The 21,060-nt window shown below is 40.8% G+C and carries 13 protein-coding genes; 6 read left to right on the forward strand and 7 right to left on the reverse strand.

What is annotated here, in order from left to right; translation table 11 throughout:
- The first annotated feature begins 3 nt into the window (after positions 1-3).
- Positions 4-1,185 (forward strand): NAD(P)/FAD-dependent oxidoreductase, encoded by a 1,182-nt coding sequence (locus ABDV71_RS06480; protein WP_343531627.1) that lies wholly within the window; start codon positions 4-6, stop codon positions 1,183-1,185.
- Positions 1,186-1,411: 226 nt separating this feature from the next.
- On the opposite strand, the gene ABDV71_RS06485 is transcribed toward ABDV71_RS06480, so the two are convergent.
- Positions 1,412-1,927, reverse strand: a complete 516-nt coding sequence (locus ABDV71_RS06485) for a GNAT family N-acetyltransferase (RefSeq protein WP_343531628.1) — start codon at positions 1,925-1,927, stop codon at positions 1,412-1,414.
- A gap of 264 nt (positions 1,928-2,191) precedes the next feature.
- Positions 2,192-3,082: a hypothetical protein gene (locus ABDV71_RS06490; RefSeq protein WP_343531629.1), complete on the reverse strand. Its 891-nt coding sequence runs from the start codon at positions 3,080-3,082 to the stop codon at positions 2,192-2,194.
- A gap of 543 nt (positions 3,083-3,625) precedes the next feature.
- On the opposite strand from ABDV71_RS06490, the gene ABDV71_RS06495 reads away from it, so the two are divergent.
- From ABDV71_RS06495 to ABDV71_RS06505, 3 genes are read left to right on the forward strand one after another with little or no spacing between them, the layout of a single operon-like run.
- Entirely contained in the window at positions 3,626-6,568 is a 2,943-nt protein-coding gene (locus ABDV71_RS06495) for a glycosyl hydrolase family 28-related protein (RefSeq protein WP_343531630.1), read from the forward strand.
- A 32-nt stretch (positions 6,569-6,600) separates the two neighbouring features.
- Positions 6,601-9,021 carry a glycoside hydrolase family 3 N-terminal domain-containing protein gene (locus ABDV71_RS06500; RefSeq protein ID WP_343531631.1) on the forward strand — a complete coding sequence of 807 codons (2,421 nt, stop codon included), beginning with the start codon at positions 6,601-6,603 and terminating at the stop codon, positions 9,019-9,021.
- Positions 9,022-9,029: 8 nt separating this feature from the next.
- Complete coding sequence (locus ABDV71_RS06505) at positions 9,030-10,607, forward strand: glycosyl hydrolase family 28 protein (protein ID WP_343531632.1); 1,578 nt, start codon at positions 9,030-9,032, stop codon at positions 10,605-10,607.
- 4 nt (positions 10,608-10,611) lie between these two features.
- Here ABDV71_RS06505 and ABDV71_RS06510 read toward each other — a convergent pair whose 3' ends face one another.
- The 4 genes from ABDV71_RS06510 to ABDV71_RS06525 all read right to left on the reverse strand — a co-directional run bounded on the left by ABDV71_RS06510 (position 10,612) and on the right by ABDV71_RS06525 (position 14,696).
- Entirely contained in the window at positions 10,612-11,052 is a 441-nt protein-coding gene (locus ABDV71_RS06510; protein ID WP_343531633.1) for a cytochrome c, read from the reverse strand.
- A 6-nt stretch (positions 11,053-11,058) separates the two neighbouring features.
- Positions 11,059-12,357 (reverse strand): PQQ-dependent sugar dehydrogenase, encoded by a 1,299-nt coding sequence (locus tag ABDV71_RS06515; protein ID WP_343531634.1) that lies wholly within the window; start codon positions 12,355-12,357, stop codon positions 11,059-11,061.
- 314 nt (positions 12,358-12,671) lie between these two features.
- Entirely contained in the window at positions 12,672-14,186 is a 1,515-nt protein-coding gene (locus ABDV71_RS06520) for a hypothetical protein (protein ID WP_343531635.1), read from the reverse strand.
- A gap of 156 nt (positions 14,187-14,342) precedes the next feature.
- Positions 14,343-14,696 carry a helix-turn-helix domain-containing protein gene (locus ABDV71_RS06525; RefSeq protein ID WP_343531636.1) on the reverse strand — a complete coding sequence of 118 codons (354 nt, stop codon included), beginning with the start codon at positions 14,694-14,696 and terminating at the stop codon, positions 14,343-14,345.
- 98 nt (positions 14,697-14,794) lie between these two features.
- Between ABDV71_RS06525 and ABDV71_RS06530 the strand changes: the two genes are divergently transcribed.
- The gene (locus tag ABDV71_RS06530) at positions 14,795-15,325 is read left to right on the forward strand and encodes an NAD(P)H-dependent oxidoreductase (RefSeq protein WP_343531637.1); all 531 of its coding nucleotides are present in this window, start codon (positions 14,795-14,797) and stop codon (positions 15,323-15,325) included.
- A 20-nt stretch (positions 15,326-15,345) separates the two neighbouring features.
- On the opposite strand, the gene ABDV71_RS06535 is transcribed toward ABDV71_RS06530, so the two are convergent.
- Positions 15,346-16,407 (reverse strand): fatty acid desaturase, encoded by a 1,062-nt coding sequence (locus tag ABDV71_RS06535; RefSeq protein WP_343531638.1) that lies wholly within the window; start codon positions 16,405-16,407, stop codon positions 15,346-15,348.
- A gap of 330 nt (positions 16,408-16,737) precedes the next feature.
- Here ABDV71_RS06535 and ABDV71_RS06540 point away from each other — a divergent pair, with 330 nt between their 5' ends.
- Positions 16,738-20,874, forward strand: coding sequence for a two-component regulator propeller domain-containing protein (locus ABDV71_RS06540; RefSeq protein WP_343531639.1), 4,137 nt, complete (start codon positions 16,738-16,740; stop codon positions 20,872-20,874).
- Positions 20,875-21,060: the final 186 nt, after the last annotated feature.

Consider the following 21,060-nt stretch of genomic DNA (forward strand, 5'->3'; position numbering starts at 1 on the left):
ATGATGAACAACAGAAAAATATTGGTTGTAGGCAGCGGGATTGCCGGACCTGCTCTTGCTATAAAACTGATTGAACAGGGCGCTGATGTTAAGATGATAGAGGCCCGTAGCGAGGCGGAAATGAACGAAGGCTTATTCTTCGGTGTATCGCCCAATGGACTGAATATCCTTTCGGACCTTATTGATATTTCCCGACTTTATGAAGAGTATGTTCCGGGAACATTACGTTTTTATAATGCAAAAGGGCATCGCATTGCCGAACTTGATGCAGGTTACCAAAAGCAGATTTATGGTAGCAGCAGCATCCAGATCAAGAGATCGGCAATTACCAATCTGCTGCGGGAAAAGTTAACCAGTTTAGGATGCCAGATAGAGTACGATTGTAAATTGCAGTCTATTGAATATTTAGGAACGGGAATAGATGTACACACCAGTAAAGGTAAATTGGCCGATTATGATTTATTGATAGGAGCCGATGGTATCCATTCAAGGTGCAGGAGATTGATATTTCCTGACGCACCAAAGCCCATCTATACAAAAATGCTTTCCACAGGAGCCGTTATAGAGATTCCGGGCTGGGAAGAACCTTCGGAGGCTGTGGAAATGACCTTTGGCGCACAGGCATTCTTTGGCTATTCTACTACAAATACCGGGAAGGTGTGGTGGTTCAACAATTATGACTGGGAGCAGGAACCAAACGGTACCCAGCTTAAATTGTTGCAACAAAATATAAAAAAGGAACTGCTGGAACTCCATCAAAACGACCACCACAAAATCAATAGGATTATTGCCGCTAGTAATGATTTGTTTGCCTATCCAATTTATGATATGCCTGCGCTGAAAAAATGGTATACAGCAAAAGTGTGTCTGATTGGTGATGCTGCGCATGCAATATCGCCACATACTGGGCAGGGGGCTTCGCTGGCGCTGGAAGACAGCGCAGTCTTGGCAAAATGTCTGGTCAAATACGCCGATCCCGAGTTTGCTTTTTCCCGTTTCCAACAGTTAAGGTCTGCTCGGGTAACCAAGGTTATTGCACAGGCTAGAAAAATAGGCAAGGCCAAATCGAGGCCAAATCCTATAGCTCACTTTTTTAGGGATATGTTGTTGAAATATTTTATCAACATGGAAAAGAAAAAAATGGATTGGGTATATGGATATGATGTAGATGAGTTAGAAATATGACTTATTCAATTTAAACTTAAATATGTTGGCGGCAAGCTTACAATGAAACATAACCAGTCTTGCATATCCTATACGGGTGAATTGTTTTTTTGCTACTTTGTTATTTGAGTTTTCGTAGTTTATTTTTTCTGGTATTTGTTAGATGGTTCTGCATTAATAGGGGCAATTTTGAAAGATTTTTCAACAAAATGTCCGAAGTTCGTCAGTTGCCACCAACCAAACAATCCTATGGCAATTCCAAGGTATAGTACAGTGCATCTTCGGTGTTGCCGTCGAGCCAATTGACGGTTTCACGGTGTGTATAGCGGAAGCCATATCGCTGATTGGCCGCTTTGGAAATGCTGTTACTTTCGCGGTGGCTTATAGATAATTGCTTTACCTGCTGCTGATATGCCCAGTCCATCCTTATTTTATAAAGAAGCGCGGATAGGCCCAGCCCCCTATAGTCCTTTTTGATGTACGATTGCCCCAGGTAGGCTTCCTCCTCGTTGATGAGCAGGATACTTGTCATCCCTATAGGTTTGTCATGTTCGAAAAGACAAAAAATGGCCCTGGGAAACTTTATCCGCTCCTGCCATTGCTCATCTGTGAGATCGGCTTCTGCAGGGACGCTGCATCGGAACATTGCCGGTTCTTCATTTATTGCTTCCAAACGCATCGATTTATAAATCTGGGCTTCGCTTTCACTGAGCTGACGGATTTTGTACTTGTCTTTTTCAATCTGATGGTGTAGGTTATTCATGTTTCATATATTCTTGGACCTCGGGATGCTGCAATTGTAAAGGTTTGATTTAGAGATAACAACCCTCGTTGCGAAATTGCCGGACTGGGGCATGGAAAGCGCCAGAAAAGTTGCCTGCTTGCATCCTGGCAATAGTTAATTAGATTGGGGAAGATCGCAGTATATTCTGCTAATCATAGCAAATCACTGAATTTAATTCAAAAACCATACACAACGAATGTCCCATTGCCTCATTAGTTGGCTTTTCTTTGAGCACACACTATGCTATTCAATTCCATATTTTAGTTTTATTTCTTTCCTTTTCGCTTCATCCGCCATCTTAAAACTAAAATCGCTGCTTTGGGAACCAAAAATCTGATAACCATATTTCAGTCCATAATACCGATCAATCAGCATCTTGAATGGTGCTGCGCTAAGTTCTTTCTCTTTCACGGCAATTTGAACAATAGGTAAATATTGCTCCATCATTTCAACATTTGAATGCTGAATAACTGCCCACATTACACTTTCAAATTTTTCGCCAACCAAACTTTTACCTATATATGTTTTGTACTTTTCATGCAACATATTTATAACTTTTTGATTCTGGATGTCCAGTTCTTTTTGTTTGGTCTGAAAGTCTTTGGTATCTCTATATTTTCGGTCATCAATATCAACTTGGTAGATTTGTTGAACTAAGTTATAGTCCAGATTATTTGCGAGGGAATATTCTTTAGCATCAAATTTCTTTTCTGTTGAAATTGATTTGCATTCTTCCAGCTTTTTATCATACTCTGCTCTGACAACATCAAACTTAGGGTTCTTTTTTAAAGAATTTTCAAATGCAATACAATACTCGCAACTGCCATTGGCATTTTTGAACTTTTCGAATGCAATTTTTATATTTTCATTGCTTTCTTGTAGTTTGAGGAAAGCGGATAACACATTGAAATAATCTGCAAGATTAAAATTTTCAGGACGATTCTTGGTTGCTGTTTTTGTTTCACTTAAAATCATCATTCCGTAATCAAAATCTTTTTTGGAAGCATTTGAGTTCTGTTCAGGTTTATAAGCGAGCACCTGACTTTCAAAATTATTGTAGTCGAACCTAACTGAATTTTGAGCCTTACAATAGAGCGTACATACTGTTAATAGAAGAAATATGTTATTTTTCATTTCAATTGTTCCAAATCGTATTCGATTACCTTATTACTTTTAATTTTGTTCGTTATAGCATAATAAAAAATGCTTTTTTGACATGTTGCAATAACAGAAATACAATATACTAAAAAGTATATGTATCATCGTTAAGTGGAAGAAATTTATACATCAATTGATCATTGATTAAATTACAAATGTGTTGTGCTTTGAATTTCGCCAGTGATTACAGAGCAGTTTTTTTAGCGGGAGTTAGTATTTATTCCAACATCGTCCGTAAAACCCACCCGCACCAGCTCAAGTCAATTCCCAAATGAAACGTAACAGTGTAAATCTTAGGACTTGAAGGTTGTTTTTGGACTGTCCATTTCAATTTTGAAAGATTTCCGGTAAAACTAATCAAATATGGAATTCTTATTGAATACTTTCCAAAAGCTTGCTCTTAGCCTAATGTATAAAACCCAATGTCAATTTCCTTTATAAAAATGCCAATCTGCATAATACTTGATGCCGTATCTTTAACTTATGGAAAGTCTTGGTCAGATAAATAGGGCAAGGAAAATGAATAAAGCATTAAGTCTTCTATTCCTATTCATGCAGCTTGTGGTTTGCCCAGTTTTGGCTAAGCCCATAAGCTCAAATACTTCTATTACCTTTGGATTTCACAGCCCACATATTGTACAGATTGGCACCAGCCAATTGATTCTGGTGAGCGGGAGCACCTATCGGTTTACCGTAGACACACCTGAAGACAAAGGCTTGGTGAGCACCCAGCCCACGGTGGATGAAATCATCACAGAAATTACATCTGCCGACGGTTCTGCACAGCAATATCAAATTAAGGACAGTAGCGGTGCATTGAAAAGCTCGGGAACCCTTACCGAAGGAGATTGGCTATTGGTTACCGCACAAGATGGAAAAACAGTTAGGAAATACACCATTGCCTTCAAAAAAATGGCGCTTGGTGGCAAGCTGAGCTTGCTTCAAAACCAACTCACTAAAAACACCAATACCACTCTCATCCTAAGCTATATCGCCGGACAAAGAAGCCCCAATGCAAGTGTGCAATTGTTTTTGCCTTTGGGCGTCGAGCCTACGCTGAGTAACACCAGCGTCAATATCATTGGAAGAGGCTTTGTGAAACTGAGCGATTTAGGTGCGCAGTCCATGGGTAGGGTGGGCGCTAACTATTCTTACACTAAGGTTGGTAACGTCGCTATCGCCAAATCGGCCAACGGAACCAGTGTCATTGTCTTTAAAAACTTGGATTTTAGACCAGCCAATGGAGCAGATTTGGTGCTTAAAATCAGTGGTGTTCGTTTAAAAAACATTGGAAACCATATCTTCAAGGCCATTTGCACCAGCTCATCACCAGAGGTATTAAGTAGTGCCGGTACCGGAAATGAAACCACCGCGTTAAAAGTAACCCAAACCATCTCCGATTTCGAACGTGTGGTTAGCCGTAGCCTCTCCCATGAAGAACCCCCCTATACATCGGTCAGCTTTAAATGGCCTATGCTTAGCAAGGTTAAAGCTGTTCAATTGGAACAATCGCTAGACAAAGGCAAAACCTGGTCAGTTGTTCTTGCTGCAATTGACGTGAAGAATGGCATGGCCAAAATCTCTAACCTTAAACCTAATCTGTTACATAGCTTTAGGCTTTGGGTAAAAGACGGCGAGCAAAAAGGCTATTCCAATCAGGTTCAGTTTTACAGCGGCAAAATGGACATCAAGAAGTTCGGTGTAAATGCAGATGACCAAATAGACGATACTCCAAAAATTAATGAAGCCATTGCCTACCTGAACAAAATTGGTGGTGGTACCCTATATTTTGGAAAGGGAACCTACTTGGTTAAAACGGTACAGCTGCAAAGCAATGTTTATTTATACGTGGATAAGGAAGCGACTATTAAGGCCATTAAAGGAGCCGATGCGCCCGAGCAAACTTGGTTTAGCGATAAGCAATACCGTTCGGGACTATCGCCCACGGCCATTGGTCCTTATGCCGATCCTGAAAATTACCTCACCAAACAAGACGTAGGCCATCACTATTTTAGAAATACCATGTTTTTTGGCGAACGTTTAGACAATATCAAAATTATTGGAAACGGTAGGATTACCGGTGATGGCAATTTGGTAACCAGCGACAATGTGATGAACAATGCGGTAGATAATAGGGCAGATAAAATGTTTACGCTAAAACTTTGTACCAATATCGAAATCGGAGGCATTGCCAATGCTGGCGACTTGTGGTATGATCCTGCAAAAGATGAACCTTACTACATGGACAAAAATGGCAGCAAAGATTTCGATACCGAAAATATGCTCAACATAGATAGGGCCGGACATTTTGTGCTATTGGCTACAGGCAGCGATTCGATCAATGTGCATAACACCTATTTTGGCAAAAATAGCACGACTAACGTACGCGATATTTACGACTTTATGGCTTGCAATGAGGTAAGGGTAGCCAATATTTATTGCAAAGTAAGTTCAGACGACATTGTAAAGATTGGTTCCGATTGTTCCTTAGGTTTTACCAGACCTGCACGCAACTACAAAGTACGCAACATCATAGGCGATACCAATTGCAACCTGTTTCAAATTGGTTCAGAAACTGCGGATGATGTGATGGATGTCTGTGTAGATAACATCTATGTATTGGGCGCCAACAAAGCTGGCTTTTCTATCTCTACCAATGATGGGGGACATATCAAAAATATCCATCTCAATTGCGGAGAAACAGGCAGTTTACATTCAAGATCTAAAATGTTGCGCAGCACCACGCCATTCTTTATCTCTATTTCCAACAGGGGCAGGATATTGGGTGCAGCTGTGGGCAAATATAATTTTACCGATAACGGTGAAAAACATAGTGAACTATTGGTTAAAAATATCAATATTGGCGTGGTCGAAAATATTATCATCAATGGCGTAGATATTACCGAAGTTTACGGAGGTAGTTCTTATGTCGATGCCAGCAAGCGCTGGAAAGGCTATAACGGAACACAGCGCAGAGCAAGTCCAATCATTGCAGGGTATCAACTTCCTGATAATGAAAATGTAGAAGGTGGATTAGATTTTAAATTGCCTAATGGTCAACATACGGGCTACATCAAAAACGTATCTTTTACCGATGTACATGTATTGGTAAAAGGAGGCCATGCTTTAGCCGATACGGCGCAGATTCCACCAGAGCTAGGGGTAGGACAGTATAACGTTTCTAACCTCAAAGTGCAGCCCGCTTATGGTTTATGGGCCCGTCATGTAAAAAATTTAACCGTTAAGCGAAGTTCTTTCAATTACGAAAAAAGAGATAGCCGCTATGTTATCTATTTAGATGATGTAATTGGTGCGAAATTTTCGGAGCTCAAAATGGTAAAACCTATAGATAACCCCGCCGTAATCGGCAAAAAAAGAACATCGCAAATTACCATCGACCATATAATTTACGACGACGATGTACAGGGGAGAAATCCCAAACCATTGTTAAAACTCAATTAAAATCCATTAATTAATCAAGTATTAAAGCCTAAATGAAACCTATTTTTCGCTATCCATCCGCTTTATCACTCGCTCTCTTATTTGCTGTGTCTGTAGGCCACGCCCAAAACAATAAAATCTATCATAAAGGTTGGATAGATTTTAACAAAAATGGAAAGATGGATGTATTTGAAGATCCGTCAAAACCGATAGAAAGTAGGGTTAATGACCTGCTGAGCCAAATGAATTTGGATGAGAAAACCTGCCAAACCGCTACGCTTTATGGTTATGGTAGGGTATTGAAAGACGAAATGCCAACAGCCGAATGGAAAACAAAAATCTGGAAAGACGGCATTGCCAATATAGACGAACAACTGAACAGCCTGCCTTACAATAAAAAGGCGGCCACCCAATACTCCTTTCCTTTTAGCAAGCATGCCAATGCCATTAATACCGTACAAAAATGGTTTATAGAAGAAACCCGACTAGGTATTCCGGTCGATTTTAGCAACGAGGGCATTCACGGACTTTGCCATGATAGGGCTACACCTTTTCCAGCGCCTATTAACATTGGCAGTACTTGGAACAAAGACCTGGTATTTAGAGCCGGAAGTACTGTAGGTAGGGAAGCAAAAGCTTTGGGCTATACCAATGTGTATGCACCAATTCTGGATGTGGCCAGAGATCAGCGCTGGGGAAGGGTGGTCGAATGTTATGGAGAAGATCCTTATCTAATTGCCGAATTAGGCAAGCAAATGACCTTGGGAATCCAAGATCAAGGTGTAGCCGCTACGCTAAAACATTATGCCGTGTACAGCGTGCCCAAAGGTGGTCGCGATGGCAATGCCCGTACCGATCCACATGTGGCACCTAGAGAATTGCACGAAATGTTCCTTTATCCTTTCAAAAGGGTAATACAAGAAGCCAAGCCGATGGGTATCATGAGCAGTTATAACGATTGGGATGGCGAGCCCGTAACCGGAAGCTATTATTTCTTAACCGAACTCTTGCGTAAGCAATATGGTTTTGATGGTTATGTGGTTTCAGATAGCGAAGCTGTAGAGTTTATTTCGAGCAAGCACCATGTGGCCGATGATTATAAAGGAGCCGTAAAACAGGCTATTGAAGCAGGATTAAACGTACGTACCCATTTTACCATGCCCGAGGTTTTCATTTTACCTTTACGCGAATTGGTCAAAGAAGGCTCGGTGTCAATGAAAACACTTGACGAGCGGGTAGCTGATGTATTGCGGGTGAAATTTAGACTAGGTTTATTCGATAGCCCTTATGTAAAAGAACCGAATGTTGCCGATCAAAAGGTGCATACCAAGGTAGATGAAGAATTAGCTTTGCAGCTCAATCGCGAGTCGGTGGTATTATTGAAAAATGAAAAGAACTTGTTGCCACTTAACGTAAACCAATACAAAAACATACTGGTTACAGGTCCTTTGGCAATCGAAACAAAATATACCACAAGCAGATACGGCCCTTCTAACAATCCAATTGTTTCTATTTTGGATGGAATCAAGGCTTTCGCAAGTAAATCCTCAACCGTAAGCTATAGCAAAGGCTGTGAAGTAACCGATGCCAAATGGCCCGAAAGCGAAATTATGCCAGTAACCCTAACGGCTCAAGAACAGGCACAAATTAACGAAGCGGTTGCTGCGGCCAGTAAAGCCGATGTGATCATTGCCGTAGTGGGAGAAACCGATGATTTGGTGGGCGAAAGTAAAACTAGAACAGGCTTAAACTTACCAGGACTGCAGTCGCAACTGTTACAGGCCCTATATGCTACCGGAAAATCTGTAGTGATGGTGATGGTAAACGGACGTCCGCTCACCATCAATTGGGAAAACAAGTATCTCCCAGCAATTCTTCAAGCCGGATTTCTCGGACCTTCAGCAGGTAAAGTAGTGGCCGAAACGCTTTTTGGAGAAAATAATCCAGGAGGTAAGCTTACCATGACCTATCCAAAGTCCATTGGTCAAATTGAGTATAATTTTCCTTTTAAACCTGCATCGCAAGCCGGACAAAGTAAAAACGAAGATCCAAACGGCTATGGCAAAACCATGGTGTTGGGTTCGCTTTACCCTTTTGGCTTTGGATTGAGCTATACTACTTTCGAGTTCAGCAATCTTAAATTAAGTGCGCAGGAAATTCGATCGCAAGGAGAAATAGAAGTAACGGTAGACCTTAAAAATACCGGAAGCCGCAAAGGTGACGAAGTAGTACAACTTTATTTAAAAGATGTGGTCAGTAGTGTAACTACTTACGAAACTGTTTTGAGAGGTTTTGAAAGGGTAAGTTTAGCTCCTGGTGAAACCAAGACCGTTAAATTTACACTTACACCCGATGATTTGATGCTACTGGACAAAAATATGAAATGGACGGTAGAACCGGGCAAGTTCCAGGTGTTGATTGGCAACTCTTCCGAATCAATTAAACTTAAACAGGAATTCACGGTGACCAATTAAATAACCGCATGAAAAAATTAAGTGTCTTATTGTTTTGTCTCGTTGTCTTCTATGGGGCAAAAGCAGCAGATTTTGAGGTTACCCAATACGGTGCAGTGGGCGATGGCCTTACCTTGAATTCGAAGGCCATTCAAAAAGCCATTGATGCCTGTCACCAAAGTGGAGGCGGTAGGGTAATGATTCCTGCAGGTAAATTTTTATCTGGCACTATTGCTCTCAAAGACAATGTAACCCTCTATTTGCAGAAGAATGCCATTTTATTGGGGAGCATTGATCTAAAAGACTATCAAAACCTTGATCCCTTTACCGAAGGCTTGGGCATTGATGTAGGTTGGGCATTGTTAGTGGCTGTTGATGCCAAAAATATAGGCATTGAGGGAGAAGGAACCATAGATGGGCAAGGTTCGGCCATTAAGGCAAAACATATTTTAACAGATAACCGTCCTGAAGGAGAACGTTGGGGTTTGCGGCCTTTTTTGGTGCGTATTGTGCGTTGCACGGGAGTAAGCGTTCGCGGGGTAAGCCTTAAGTATGCGGGTGCTTGGACTTCACACTATTTTCAGAGCAGACAAATTTTGATCGAAAATGTAAAAATCAATAGTATAGGAGTAGCCCATAACGATGGAATTGGTATTGATGGCTGTCAGCAAGTGCGCATTAAAGATTGCGATGTGATCAGTGGCGACGATGCCCTGGTGTTTAAAACTACTTCGAGACTGATGGCCTGTAAGGATATAGAGGTAAGTGGACTAAGGCTAAAAAGCAATCAGGCAGGTATTAAAATAGGCACGGAGTCCATCGCCGACTTTGAAAACATCAAAATTACCAACTGCCATATTTACGACACCAAAAATGGGGGTATCAAATTGTTAACCGTTGATGGAGCCCACATTAAAAATGTGACCATTACCGATATTACCATGGATGAAGTAAGAACCCCCATGTTGTTTAGGTTGGGTTCGAGGCTAAATGTATTCCGCAAAAAAACAGAAACCAAAAAAACAACAGGAACATTTGAAAATGTGACAATTAGAAATGTAAAAGCCAAGGCAGCTGATAACGCACAATTGACACCGCCTTCGGGTATTCTCATTACAGGTGTCCCTGGCCACGACATTACCAATTTAACTTTAGAAAATATAGAGATTAGCCTGGCTGGAGGTGGTACCGTCGAAGATGCTCGTAAAGTGGTGCCAGAGGCGATAGATCAATATCCAGAAGTAAAAACCTTTGGCCCAAAAATTCCAGCTTACGGAATTTGGGCTCGCCACGTAAAAGGCCTTAAGCTCATCAACGTAAAGTTTAACTTGGCTAATAATGATGTACGTCCGGCATTGCTTTGCGAAGATGGCAAAGCGCTAACGGTAAGCAATTGGAATTTGCCCGCAACCACAACAGCCGAAGCCATTATCCGCTTAGAAAATGTGCTTGGTGCAAACATTAGTAAAGTAAGTGTAAAAGGAGAGGCGCAGGCACTGGTAAGGATAGAAGGAGCAAACAGCAAAGGCATTAAGGTAGCTAACAATCATGCACCATCCATTAAAAAGCAGGTGGAGTTTGCTGCCAATGCCCAACAGAACTACTGAACACTTATTTTTTGGTCACCCTTACTGCTTTAACCTGAGCTGGTGTAATTACAGTGGCCTTGTTTCCGAAACTATTTCGTACAAAGCTTAGTACGTCCGCTACCTCTTGGTCGCTAAGATGCCCCAGTGCGGGCATGGGATTGGCATAAGTATCGCCGTCAATCTCTATCTCCTCATTTAGTCCTTTTAAAAGGATGTTGATCAATCTTTTCGGGTCGCCCAACACATAATCGGTTTTAATAAGGGGCGGGTTCAGCCCCATCACACCACCACCATCTGCCTGATGGCAAACCAAACAGTGTTTTTTATACAGCAATTTACCATTCGCCAATGAAGGTTCAGTTTTAGCGGTGGCCTTGATTGGTGCTATTTTTTTGGTCTGTGCATTTAAATTGGTCAACAAGCCAATCGTTAAAAAAGCAATGCAAGCTATTTTTTGTTTCATGGAAGCTTATTTTTTTGAAGAATATCCAATTCTATAAACGGTACCTTTTACATCATCGGTTACAAATAAAGAACCATCGGGAGCCTGTGCCAAACCGCAAGGTCTGTGTTGGGCTTCTCGAGGAACCATTACCGCATCTAAGCCAGAAAAGCCATCGGCAAATACTTCCCACTTGCCACTTGGTTTTCCATTAGCAAAAGGAACAAAAACCACAAAATAGCCAGCCTGTTTTTCGGGTGCCCTGTTCCACGAGCCATGAAAGGCAATAAAGGCCCCGTTTTTATATCTGGCTGGAAACATGTTGCCCGTATAAAACAACAGGGCATTTGGCGCCATGTGGGCAGGGAAGTCGGCAATAGGGTCGATATATGCTGAACTGCCTTCTTTTTTGCCATCGCCGCCATACTCTGGGGCCAATATTTTTTTCTTTAGCGCCGAATCATAATAGATATAAGGCCAGCCCGCATTGTCGCCCTTTTTAACCATATACATTACTTCGGCAGGTGTTTCGGCCGATTGTTTTTCGTTAAAAAGCTTTGGCCATGATGAATTTAGGTTGTCCCTTCCGTGCTGCATCACATAAAGCGTGTTGTTTTGGGTATTCCAATCCAAGCCCATCACGTTTCTGATTCCTGTGGCATACCTCGTTCCGTTGTGGTATGACTGGTTGAGTTGGTCGGCCTTAAACTGCCATATGCCCCCAGCCGAATCTAAAATTGGACAGCCCGCTTTGCCTTTCGACTCTAGTCCACGGTCGTTTTCTTGACACGAATTAGTAGGTGCGCCAATATTTACATAAATGTTGTTTTCATTGTCCAGCACAATAGATTTGGTTTGGTGCTGTTTACCAGCCAATAATCCGGTAATAATTTTTTCGGGATTAGCCGGGTCGATCACCTGCTCTTGGTCATTTAGTTGATAGCGAAACACCTCTTTATCAGAAGAAGCGTACAGATAGCCATTTTTAATGGTAATGCCAGTTCCGCCGTAATTGCCAAAAGAAGTCTGCACCTCGTATTTACCATCCTTATCCTTGTCTTGCAAAAACAAAATGCCCTTTCCATTTACCACTCTCATTAGCTTGATGTAAACGCTGCCATCTTTGGTAAGCACAATATGTCTGGCCTTGCCTATGTTATCAATGACCTTGCTGGCTCCAAAACCAGCGGGAAGTTTGAGCCCGGCATGATCAGCATCCCCTTTAAAAGGAGTGATTTCGGCATTGTGCTTGTATATAAAAGCACATAAAGAGCCCACTAGTAAAAAACAGGTAACGGATAACGGAATGATTATTTTCTTCCTCATTTGATTAATTTAATAGCTATTTATTATACCTCCATTTTGCTTCAGCATTTGATGGAAATAAAGTGTATTTCAAAGCTAGCCGATGAAGGAAAACATCATTAACGGTTTTTGGCATTTTATACAATAATATTGGCATCTCAATAATCAAAAGCTAATGATCAATGTTTAATTATCAATAAACAATGTTCAATGAACAATAACTCGACAATTAAACTATTGAGCAATTAAACAATCCCTAATGAACCAATGAACCAATGAACCAATGAACCAATGAACCAATGAACCAATGAACCAATGAACCAATGAACCAATTTTTATTTTTTCTTCCGAGCTTGTAGCTGTGCCAGATATAAAGAATTAGGGTTGATACCTGCTTGGTTATGGTTTTCCCAAACGCCATCAGGTCTGCCCTTAAATCTACCTTCATATTTTACACCTTGAGTGCCAAAACTATAATTCTGACCGTTTGCCCAAGGGCTTTGCACTGATGCCCGCTTTACCTTGCAATTCCATAAAACCTGAGTTACGCCAGCCCAACCATGTCCGCTGCCCCAGTTGCCCCTGTCTTGTACATTGATCTCGCCATCAGTTTGAATATTATCGTATAAAGTACCTACTGCCCAGCGGTGGTGCGGACCAATATCGGCGTGTGTCCTTAAAGCCTTGCACTGATAAAAAACATTGGGCCCCAAGGTTCTTGCCCCTGTCACATAATCATGTCTTGCATCGGTCGATTCTAAATTCATAAACAAATTCAGTTGTCCATCATTGTTAAACGAATATCTCCTGCCTCCTGTAATCACTGATTTGGCATCCAAGCACTTCGAATCTTTAACGGTAATTTGTTTGGAGCTTGGCTTAATGCTAACGGCAGCATATCCAAAATACTTGGTGGTAATATTTCTGGCCCAGCCATTTTCAACCTTGTTAAATTCTACGGCAATCCAGCCATGATCTTCATCGGTATCGTTAGCATATTCAGATTCGAGGTACATATTTTCTATACCTACCTCGTTTATCCGTCCATCAAAGGAAGCTTTGTAAACTTCGGCACCGCCATATTTTTGCTCCATTTCTATCACCATCGGGTTGTCGAGGGTAATTTTGTTGCCCTCAATCTTTACAACCCGTCTTTCAAATTCTAAGTTATATTCTTTGGCCTGCCATTGTTTGGTGCCCTCCCGAGCTTCAATTTGATCCATTTTAAGGTCTTTGATCCATTGGTCGGTACCTGGCCTATAAACCACAATGTTATCGCCTGCTTTAAAGTTGCTGGCGTTGGTTAAGGTAAGCGAAAAAGTGCCTACGGGTACAAATTGATCCTTCACTTGTGTTCTGGTACCTTTGATTTCTTTCAAAGCACCTTCACCACTAAAAACAATGAGCGATCGTTGTCCCTTGCCAGTGGCAACCAGTTTGGTGGCATTTTCACCTTCGCCCCTTAATACAATACCGCTTTTATTGATGTGCAGTGTGCCGGCTATTTTATAAATTCCTTTTTTTAAGAGAATGGCACCCCTAAAGCCATCCTTGTTTACGGGTAATTGCGCTACTTCGTTGATGGCGTTTTGTAAAAGCTCCTGACTATCTGCACCTTCATTGGCATTGACGGTTTTAACCACCGCAACAGTTGGAATGGCCTGATTGCCCTGATGATAGCCCACATGGCTAAAATCGGGTATGGTATTTCCCTTATCATCAGGCATATACTTTATAGTACCATCGGGGTTAACCTTGATATATTTAGACACTTCCAGTGTTTTGATGATCGTTTTGAACGATACCAGAAAAAAAAGAGCTGTGCTCAATAATAATATTCTCTTTGTCATAACCTCATTAACTAAAATTAAATATAGCTGGAATGTGGTTATGAATGTTTGCCATAGATTGGCAATAATGTAAGCGATTTTGTCATTTATTGTCTAAAAATTACTTCGCTCTAGTTGATGCAACGAAAGTGGAGACTATCTAAGCTCCTTCAACCCTCAAAGCTCCTTATGCTTTTGGCCCCATTTTTCAAGCAGTTTAATGACAGGGCCTAGGTCGTAGCCAATTTCGGTAAGTTCGTATTCTACACGGGGAGGCACTTCCGCATACACGGTACGTTTAAGAATCTTGTTTTCTTCCAACTTGCGCAGCTGTAAGGTAAGCATGCGTTCGGTAATGGTAGGTATTAACTTTTTCAGCTCGCCAAATCTAAGCTTGCCGTTTAGTAGCCATGAGCAGATGACCAATCCCCACTGCCCGCCAATAATGTTAGCGGCATAAACCTCGGAACATTCCTCCATTAAGGCCTGTTTATTGGCAAAATTGGTAGAGCTTTCTTTGATTTTAGACATTACTTACATTTTTTATAGTACCCTACATTGGGATGCTAAGCTACCAAAATAACCCTGAGCTCTTTAGTTTTGTCCTGTAAAACAATGGTAAAGAAAAGATGAAAACATTAGTGATCGTAACCCATCCTGATATTGACACTTCGGTAGTAAACAAAAGATGGATAGAAGAACTGAACAAATACCCCGATTTATATACGGTACACCAGCTGCATAAAGCGTATCCCGATGAAGTGATAGACGTGCAGGCCGAGCAAAAATTGATAGAGCAACACGATCGTGTAGTATTTCAGTTCCCTTTTTATTGGTTCAGTTGCCCTGGGTTATTAAAGAAATGGTTGGATGTCGTGGTGCTCCATGGCTGGGCCTATGGAAGCAAAAGTGGCTACAAAATGGCCAACAAGAGAATTGCTTTAGCGCTTTCTGTTGGGGTAGATGAACAAGACTACCAGCCTGGACAGCGATATAAATATACCATGGAGGAACTGCTAAGACCTTTTGAGCTGAGCTTTGAATACGTTAAGGCAGATTACAGACCTTTCTTTGCCTATTACGGAATGGAGTTTAACACTTCCGCAGAATGGGTAGAAAAAAGTGTGCCTTTATATATGGACTTTTTAAAGTCGCTCTAAAACTTTCGCAAACAGCTCAATTACTGGGCTGTTTGTTCAACCGGTTGGAGCAGTTCAGGCTTCATTTTACTCGGTAAGTAATGCTGGATATAGAACTGTTTCTTGAAATCCTTATACTGTTTCACCGCACCCAAAGTATGCATGATTTTGATGTAATACCAAGCCAAATCAATTTGATGGGGTTTAAAGCCGCTCCTTGCGCTTTTAGGATATAAATGATGATTGTTGTGCCACTCGCCCGCCACAATGCCTGGCCATAGCTGGTTAATGGAATTGTCTTTCAGGTTATAATCTGTACCAACTCTCTTTTTATCGTCGCCCTTTCCGTGTCCTTCATAATTGAAAGTACGTACGCCAATGCCCCAAAAACCTGCGGCACCAAATAGGGTGCAGGCCAGTGCATGTCCGCCAATGAGATAAAAAGCCGTGTACCAAAATGCCCAGTTTAAGATCCATGAAAGAATGGCCGATTTAGGGTTAACATAAGACCCCCATTTAAGGTATTGCTTATAAGTATTTGAAGTAACGCCAGTATGCTCCATCAGTTGTTGAACGCGGGTAAATTCGGCTTCACTAAGGTCTTTGGCAATAGGCTGGTGATTAACATCAGCCAAGAAGCAATATAAAAAGCCCGCTTGCGCATTGTAAGGATCTCCTGGTTTATCTGAAAGAGAGTGGTGAACGTGATGGGAAATCACATAAATCTCCTCTGGAATAACGTTGATGGTTAAGTTTTGGGTAAAAAACCGCCAGTATTTGTTACGGAAAGTATAAGCGCCATGGGTACAATAACGATGATGCCAAATGGTGCCATGTGTACCCATAATGATCATGCTGTAAATAAAGGCCGCTAAAATGGTCCACCATTCTAAAAAGTAAATGATAAAGATAAAGAAGAAAGGAATTAAGCATAAGATTTTAACCCAGCTTAAAAGAGGCAACCAATTTTTCTTGTCCTTAAAGATGTTTAATCTGCTAAAAAACTCCTTGAAAATTTGTTTAGTGCTAGGGGTGATCAAATGACCATTATGATCCTTCCAGCCGTACGCTGGCGGCTGTAGAATTCTTTCAAAGAAATGCATGAGCTGAATAGTTGTTTTAGTTTACAAATTCCTTCAAAGAATTTGGGCGTAAGGTATCATAATTTTTTAAGGAATAATGAATTTATTTCCAGTGCTTTAAAAATAATGTTTGTTAAGCTGGTTTTGATATGGGGAGATGAAGAAATACCAATGAACAAATCATCAATTAAACAATTACTGAGCTCAGACAATTGTTCGCCGCCGAAGTGTTGGTACAGGTTACGGTCAAGATGACGGACTTAGGAAAGAGATAAACCAATTAAGTAATGGGCCAAGCATTGGGTGATTATCAAAGGAATAAATATCTTTACAACAGCTAACCACTTCCTGTTGATATCTAGATTTACCATATTTGCCCTTTTTGGATGGCTGTTTTGTGTCTTTACCAATGTAAATGCACAACAGGAACCCATTAAATTTAACCACCTGTCGTTTAAAGAAGGTTTGGCACAAAGCCCTATTGCTACTATAGTAAAAGATAGCAAAGGTTTCATTTGGCTGGGCAGTTGGAAAGGTCTCACCCGATATGATGGCTACACTTTCCGTACATTTAAGCATGATAACCATCAACCCAAAAGCATTAGTAACAATAGGGTCAACGCCATTGTAGAAAATAAAGATGGCCAACTTTGGATCGCTACCTCTAATGGATTGAACATTTACAACCCTGCTACCGAAGTATTTAAGCGAGTAGATATTAGGGATGTAAAAGGCGGTAGGAATTACATTTCTTCCGTTTTAATTGATAGTTACCATAATGCTTGGGTGGCTACTTTTGATGGTGTTAAACAGGTAGATACCCAAAAATGGGTGTTGAAGGAGCAGGTTGGACTTAAAGACACCACTGCTACCAGTTTGTACAGTGCCGTTACCTTTATCCTTTTTCAAGATAAGGCCAAAAGAATTTGGGTAGGCTCTAAAAATGGCGTAAAGGTTTTTGATCCTAGCACAAGAAGATTACTTGCCTTGCCTAAGGGCATTGCCAATTCCAAGGAGTTAATGGCCGCTAAGATCATTGTCATTAAGCAGGATTTATCGGGCAACCTATGGTTTGGTTCTGAAACAGCAGGTTTATTTAAATACGAGCCTAAAACAGATCAATTGCGTATTTTTAAGCATGAGGAAAGTGATAGTAAAAGCATTCTTTCCAATTGGATCAGGGACATTTATGTGTATGATCAGCAAGAAATTTGGATAGGTACCCGCAATGGATTGAGCATTTTCCATACCCAAACACAAAAATTCAGCAATCATACGCATAGTGCGTTGAACCCAAATAGTTTGAGCGATAATACCATTTGGAGTTTTATGCACGACAATGCCTCAGGCATTTGGATTGGCACCTTTGCAGGCGGCTTAAACGTATATTATCCTTCCAATTCCAATTTTGATAATATTGGCGAACGTATTGGGGAAAGAATGGGCCTATCGCACTTGGTGGTGAACGCCATCTCTGAAGACAAAAATGGCGGCTTATGGGTTGGCACCTATGGTGGCGGAATTAATTACCTCAACAGAAATACCGGAGCCTATCGTTACTATGATATTAGAAACGACCAAAAGCAAACCCGTAATGGCGTAAAATCATTGGCAGAAGATGCCGATGGAAACTTATGGGTAGGTACTTTGGATGGTTTGTGCCATTTTAATAAGGAAACCAAAAAGATCCGTTTCTTTAAATTTGCAGTTACTCAAGGGAAGTTTAGCGAGAACCTGATCAACTCCATTATTCCAGAGCAAGAAGGCGTTTGGGTAGGTACCAACGGTGGCGGTTTACGTTATTTACGTCCTGATGGTTCATACCGTACTTTTGTACACTCACCAAAAGATAAGGCAAGCATTAGCGATAACTTTGTGGTGGCTTTAATTAACGATAACCAGAACAATCTTTACATTGGTACACAAAACGGGCTTAACTATTACGACAGGAAAACGAATAGCTTTAAGCGTTTTGTGAAGCGTAACCAGCCCAACACGCTAAGCAATAACAGCATCATTACCTTATTTAAGGATTCGAAGAATAGGATATGGATAGGCACCGATGGCGGAGGACTGAATTACTATAACCCTGCTACCCAAAAGTTTTATGCACTTAATGAGCAGGAAAGCCTTACCGATGAGGTGGTACATGCCATTGTAGAAGATCAGCAAGGAAATATTTGGGTAAGTACCGATAATGGCTTGTACCAGCTTCGTTTTAAAAACTTTCAACTTCCATTTAATGCCAAAAATGTTGAGGTTACACATTACAATGCCGATGATGGCTTGGCAAGCAACCAATTTCAAACCAATGCAGGTTTAAGATTAAGGAGCGGCGAAATACTTTTTGGTGGAATCAATGGATTGACTTCTTTTTTCCCAAATAGGCTGATTAAAAACAAGATCAAACCTCAGGTAGCTTTTACAGATTTTTTGGTGAGGAATAAACCCGTGTTAATTGACTCGGCAGATTCTCCTTTGGAAAAATCGATTACCTTTTCTGATCATATTGAACTAAAATATGACGAAGGGTATATCACCATCAAATTCGCGGCTTTAAATTTTATCAATCCCGAAAAAAACCAATATGCTTACAAAATGGAAGGCATAAGGGGTGATGATTGGCATTACTCAGGCACACAGCGTGAGGCTAATTATACTAATTTGAGCCCTGGCAAATACACTTTCAAAGTAATGGCCGCTAATAATGATGGTTTGTGGAATACTGAACCGATTACGTTGGCCATTACCGTTTTACCGCCTTGGTGGCAAACCTGGTGGGCATTTTTGATTTACGGTGGTATCCTTTATTATATTGTCGCCACCATTTATCAATTCCAAAAAAACCGTGCGAAGCTTAAAAGAGAGTTGTATTTAGAGCATTTGGAAAAAGAGCGACAAGAGGAACTGCACCAAATGAAGATTGATTTCTTTACCAATATTTCGCACGAAATTAGAACGCCTTTGACCTTGATATTAGGCCCATTGGAAAAAATGCTGAGGGGTTCAACACTAAATGCGACCTTACACAAGCAACTGACACAGGTGCAGCATAACGCCAGCAGGTTAATGCGATTGGTTACCGAATTAATGGATTTTAGAAAGGCGGAAAGTGGCCACATGAAATTGTCGTTTTCGGCCTGCAATATCGTACAGTTTGTAGAGGAAATTTATCTTTCGTTCCAAAGTTTAGCGCAGGATAAGCAGATTGACTATCAATTTGAAAGCAACGTAGAAAAGTTAGAGGTGTTTTTTGATAAGGATCATTTGGAAAAGGTGGTATTTAACTTGCTTTCTAATGCCTTTAAGTTTACACCGGAAAAAGGAAAAATTGTAGTCGCTATTGAACAACTTGGAGAAAAGGCAGTGTTAAAGGTAACAGATAATGGCAAGGGGATTTCTGGAAAGAACATCGATCAACTATTCACAAAATTCTTTCAGGTGTATAATGAAGAGGTTTCTAACAGTGGTTATGGTATTGGACTGGCCCTCTCTAAAAATATTGTGGAACTGCACCAAGGGACCATTGAAGTGAGCAGCGATATCACTAATGAGGCCAATCGAAAAACAACTTTTACGGTAACCTTACCCCTGGGAAATGCTCATCTGGATCAGCAGGCCATTATTCCAGAGTATATGAACAGTGACAATCCTGTTCACTACTATTTGCAATCGGCAGCCAACGAAGTGATTGCTCCACCACCATTGGAGATAGGAGAGCAAGCTTATACCTTATTGATCATTGAAGATAACTTAGAGCTGCGGAACTTTATAAAAGAATCGTTTCAACAACAATATCGCATATTAGAAGCCACTAATGGGGTGGAAGGATTGGAAATAGCTATAGCGCAACTCCCTGATTTGGTCATTAGTGATGTGATGATGCCAGAGATGGACGGACTGGAACTTTGCCGTCATATTAAAACCGATGAAAGGATTAACCATATACCCGTAATTTTGCTCACTGCTCGTGCCGCTTACATCCATCAAATTAATGGCTACGAAAAAGGTGCCGATGCGTACATCACCAAGCCGTTTAGCATTCAAATTTTAGCACTGAATGTAAAGAACATCTTAGCTACAAAAGAGGCTACCCGTCAAAAGTTTGTAAGGGATATTTTGCTAAACCCAGCACCTGTTCAGATTGAAACTGCCGACGATAAGTTTTTAGTGAAGCTGATGAAGATCATCGAAGACAATCTGGATAATACCGACTTTGATGTAACGGCCTTAACCCAAGCAATTGGCATGAGCAAAACGGTACTTTACAAAAAGGTACAGGCCATTACTAATTTATCCGTAGCAGATTTAATAAAAACCGTGCGTTTAAAACAAGCAGCTTATTTGTTGGAGAAAAATCAGATGAGCATTTCGGATATTGCTTTTGCGGTAGGTTTTAATGATCGTAAGTATTTTAGCAAGGAGTTTAAAAAGCAGTATGAAATGTCTCCTTCGGAGTATATAGTAGCTAAGCAGATCTTTAATTAGTGGCTAGTAATTAGTTACTAGTGGTTAGTGGCAAGTGGTTAGGAATAATTTTTTGTTCATTGGTTCAATCGTTCATTAGTTCAATCGTTAAACTTCTGTCGTATCGAATCTCTTAATCATCCAAGAGTGTAAGCGAAGGATCTATGAGCTTATCCATACTCTTTAAATTATCTAACTAGCACATCA

Source organism: Pedobacter sp. (assembly GCF_039594775.1).
Taxonomy (GTDB): Bacteria; Bacteroidota; Bacteroidia; order Sphingobacteriales; family Sphingobacteriaceae; genus Pedobacter.

What these genes read in the sequence shown, in the direction of transcription:
- ABDV71_RS06515 (WP_343531634.1), bottom strand. Translation starts at nt 12,357, where the DNA reads ATGAGGAAGAAAATAATCATTCCGTTATCCGTTACCTGTTTTTTACTA.
- ABDV71_RS06535 (WP_343531638.1), bottom strand. Translation starts at nt 16,407, where the DNA reads ATGCATTTCTTTGAAAGAATTCTACAGCCGCCAGCGTACGGCTGGAAG.
- ABDV71_RS06480 (WP_343531627.1), top strand. Translation starts at nt 4, where the DNA reads ATGAACAACAGAAAAATATTGGTTGTAGGCAGCGGGATTGCCGGACCT.
- ABDV71_RS06495 (WP_343531630.1), top strand. Translation starts at nt 3,626, where the DNA reads ATGAATAAAGCATTAAGTCTTCTATTCCTATTCATGCAGCTTGTGGTT.
- ABDV71_RS06530 (WP_343531637.1), top strand. Translation starts at nt 14,795, where the DNA reads ATGAAAACATTAGTGATCGTAACCCATCCTGATATTGACACTTCGGTA.
- ABDV71_RS06510 (WP_343531633.1), bottom strand. Translation starts at nt 11,052, where the DNA reads ATGAAACAAAAAATAGCTTGCATTGCTTTTTTAACGATTGGCTTGTTG.
- ABDV71_RS06505 (WP_343531632.1), top strand. Translation starts at nt 9,030, where the DNA reads ATGAAAAAATTAAGTGTCTTATTGTTTTGTCTCGTTGTCTTCTATGGG.
- ABDV71_RS06485 (WP_343531628.1), bottom strand. Translation starts at nt 1,927, where the DNA reads ATGAATAACCTACACCATCAGATTGAAAAAGACAAGTACAAAATCCGT.
- ABDV71_RS06490 (WP_343531629.1), bottom strand. Translation starts at nt 3,082, where the DNA reads ATGAAAAATAACATATTTCTTCTATTAACAGTATGTACGCTCTATTGT.
- ABDV71_RS06520 (WP_343531635.1), bottom strand. Translation starts at nt 14,186, where the DNA reads ATGACAAAGAGAATATTATTATTGAGCACAGCTCTTTTTTTTCTGGTA.
- ABDV71_RS06525 (WP_343531636.1), bottom strand. Translation starts at nt 14,696, where the DNA reads ATGTCTAAAATCAAAGAAAGCTCTACCAATTTTGCCAATAAACAGGCC.
- ABDV71_RS06500 (WP_343531631.1), top strand. Translation starts at nt 6,601, where the DNA reads ATGAAACCTATTTTTCGCTATCCATCCGCTTTATCACTCGCTCTCTTA.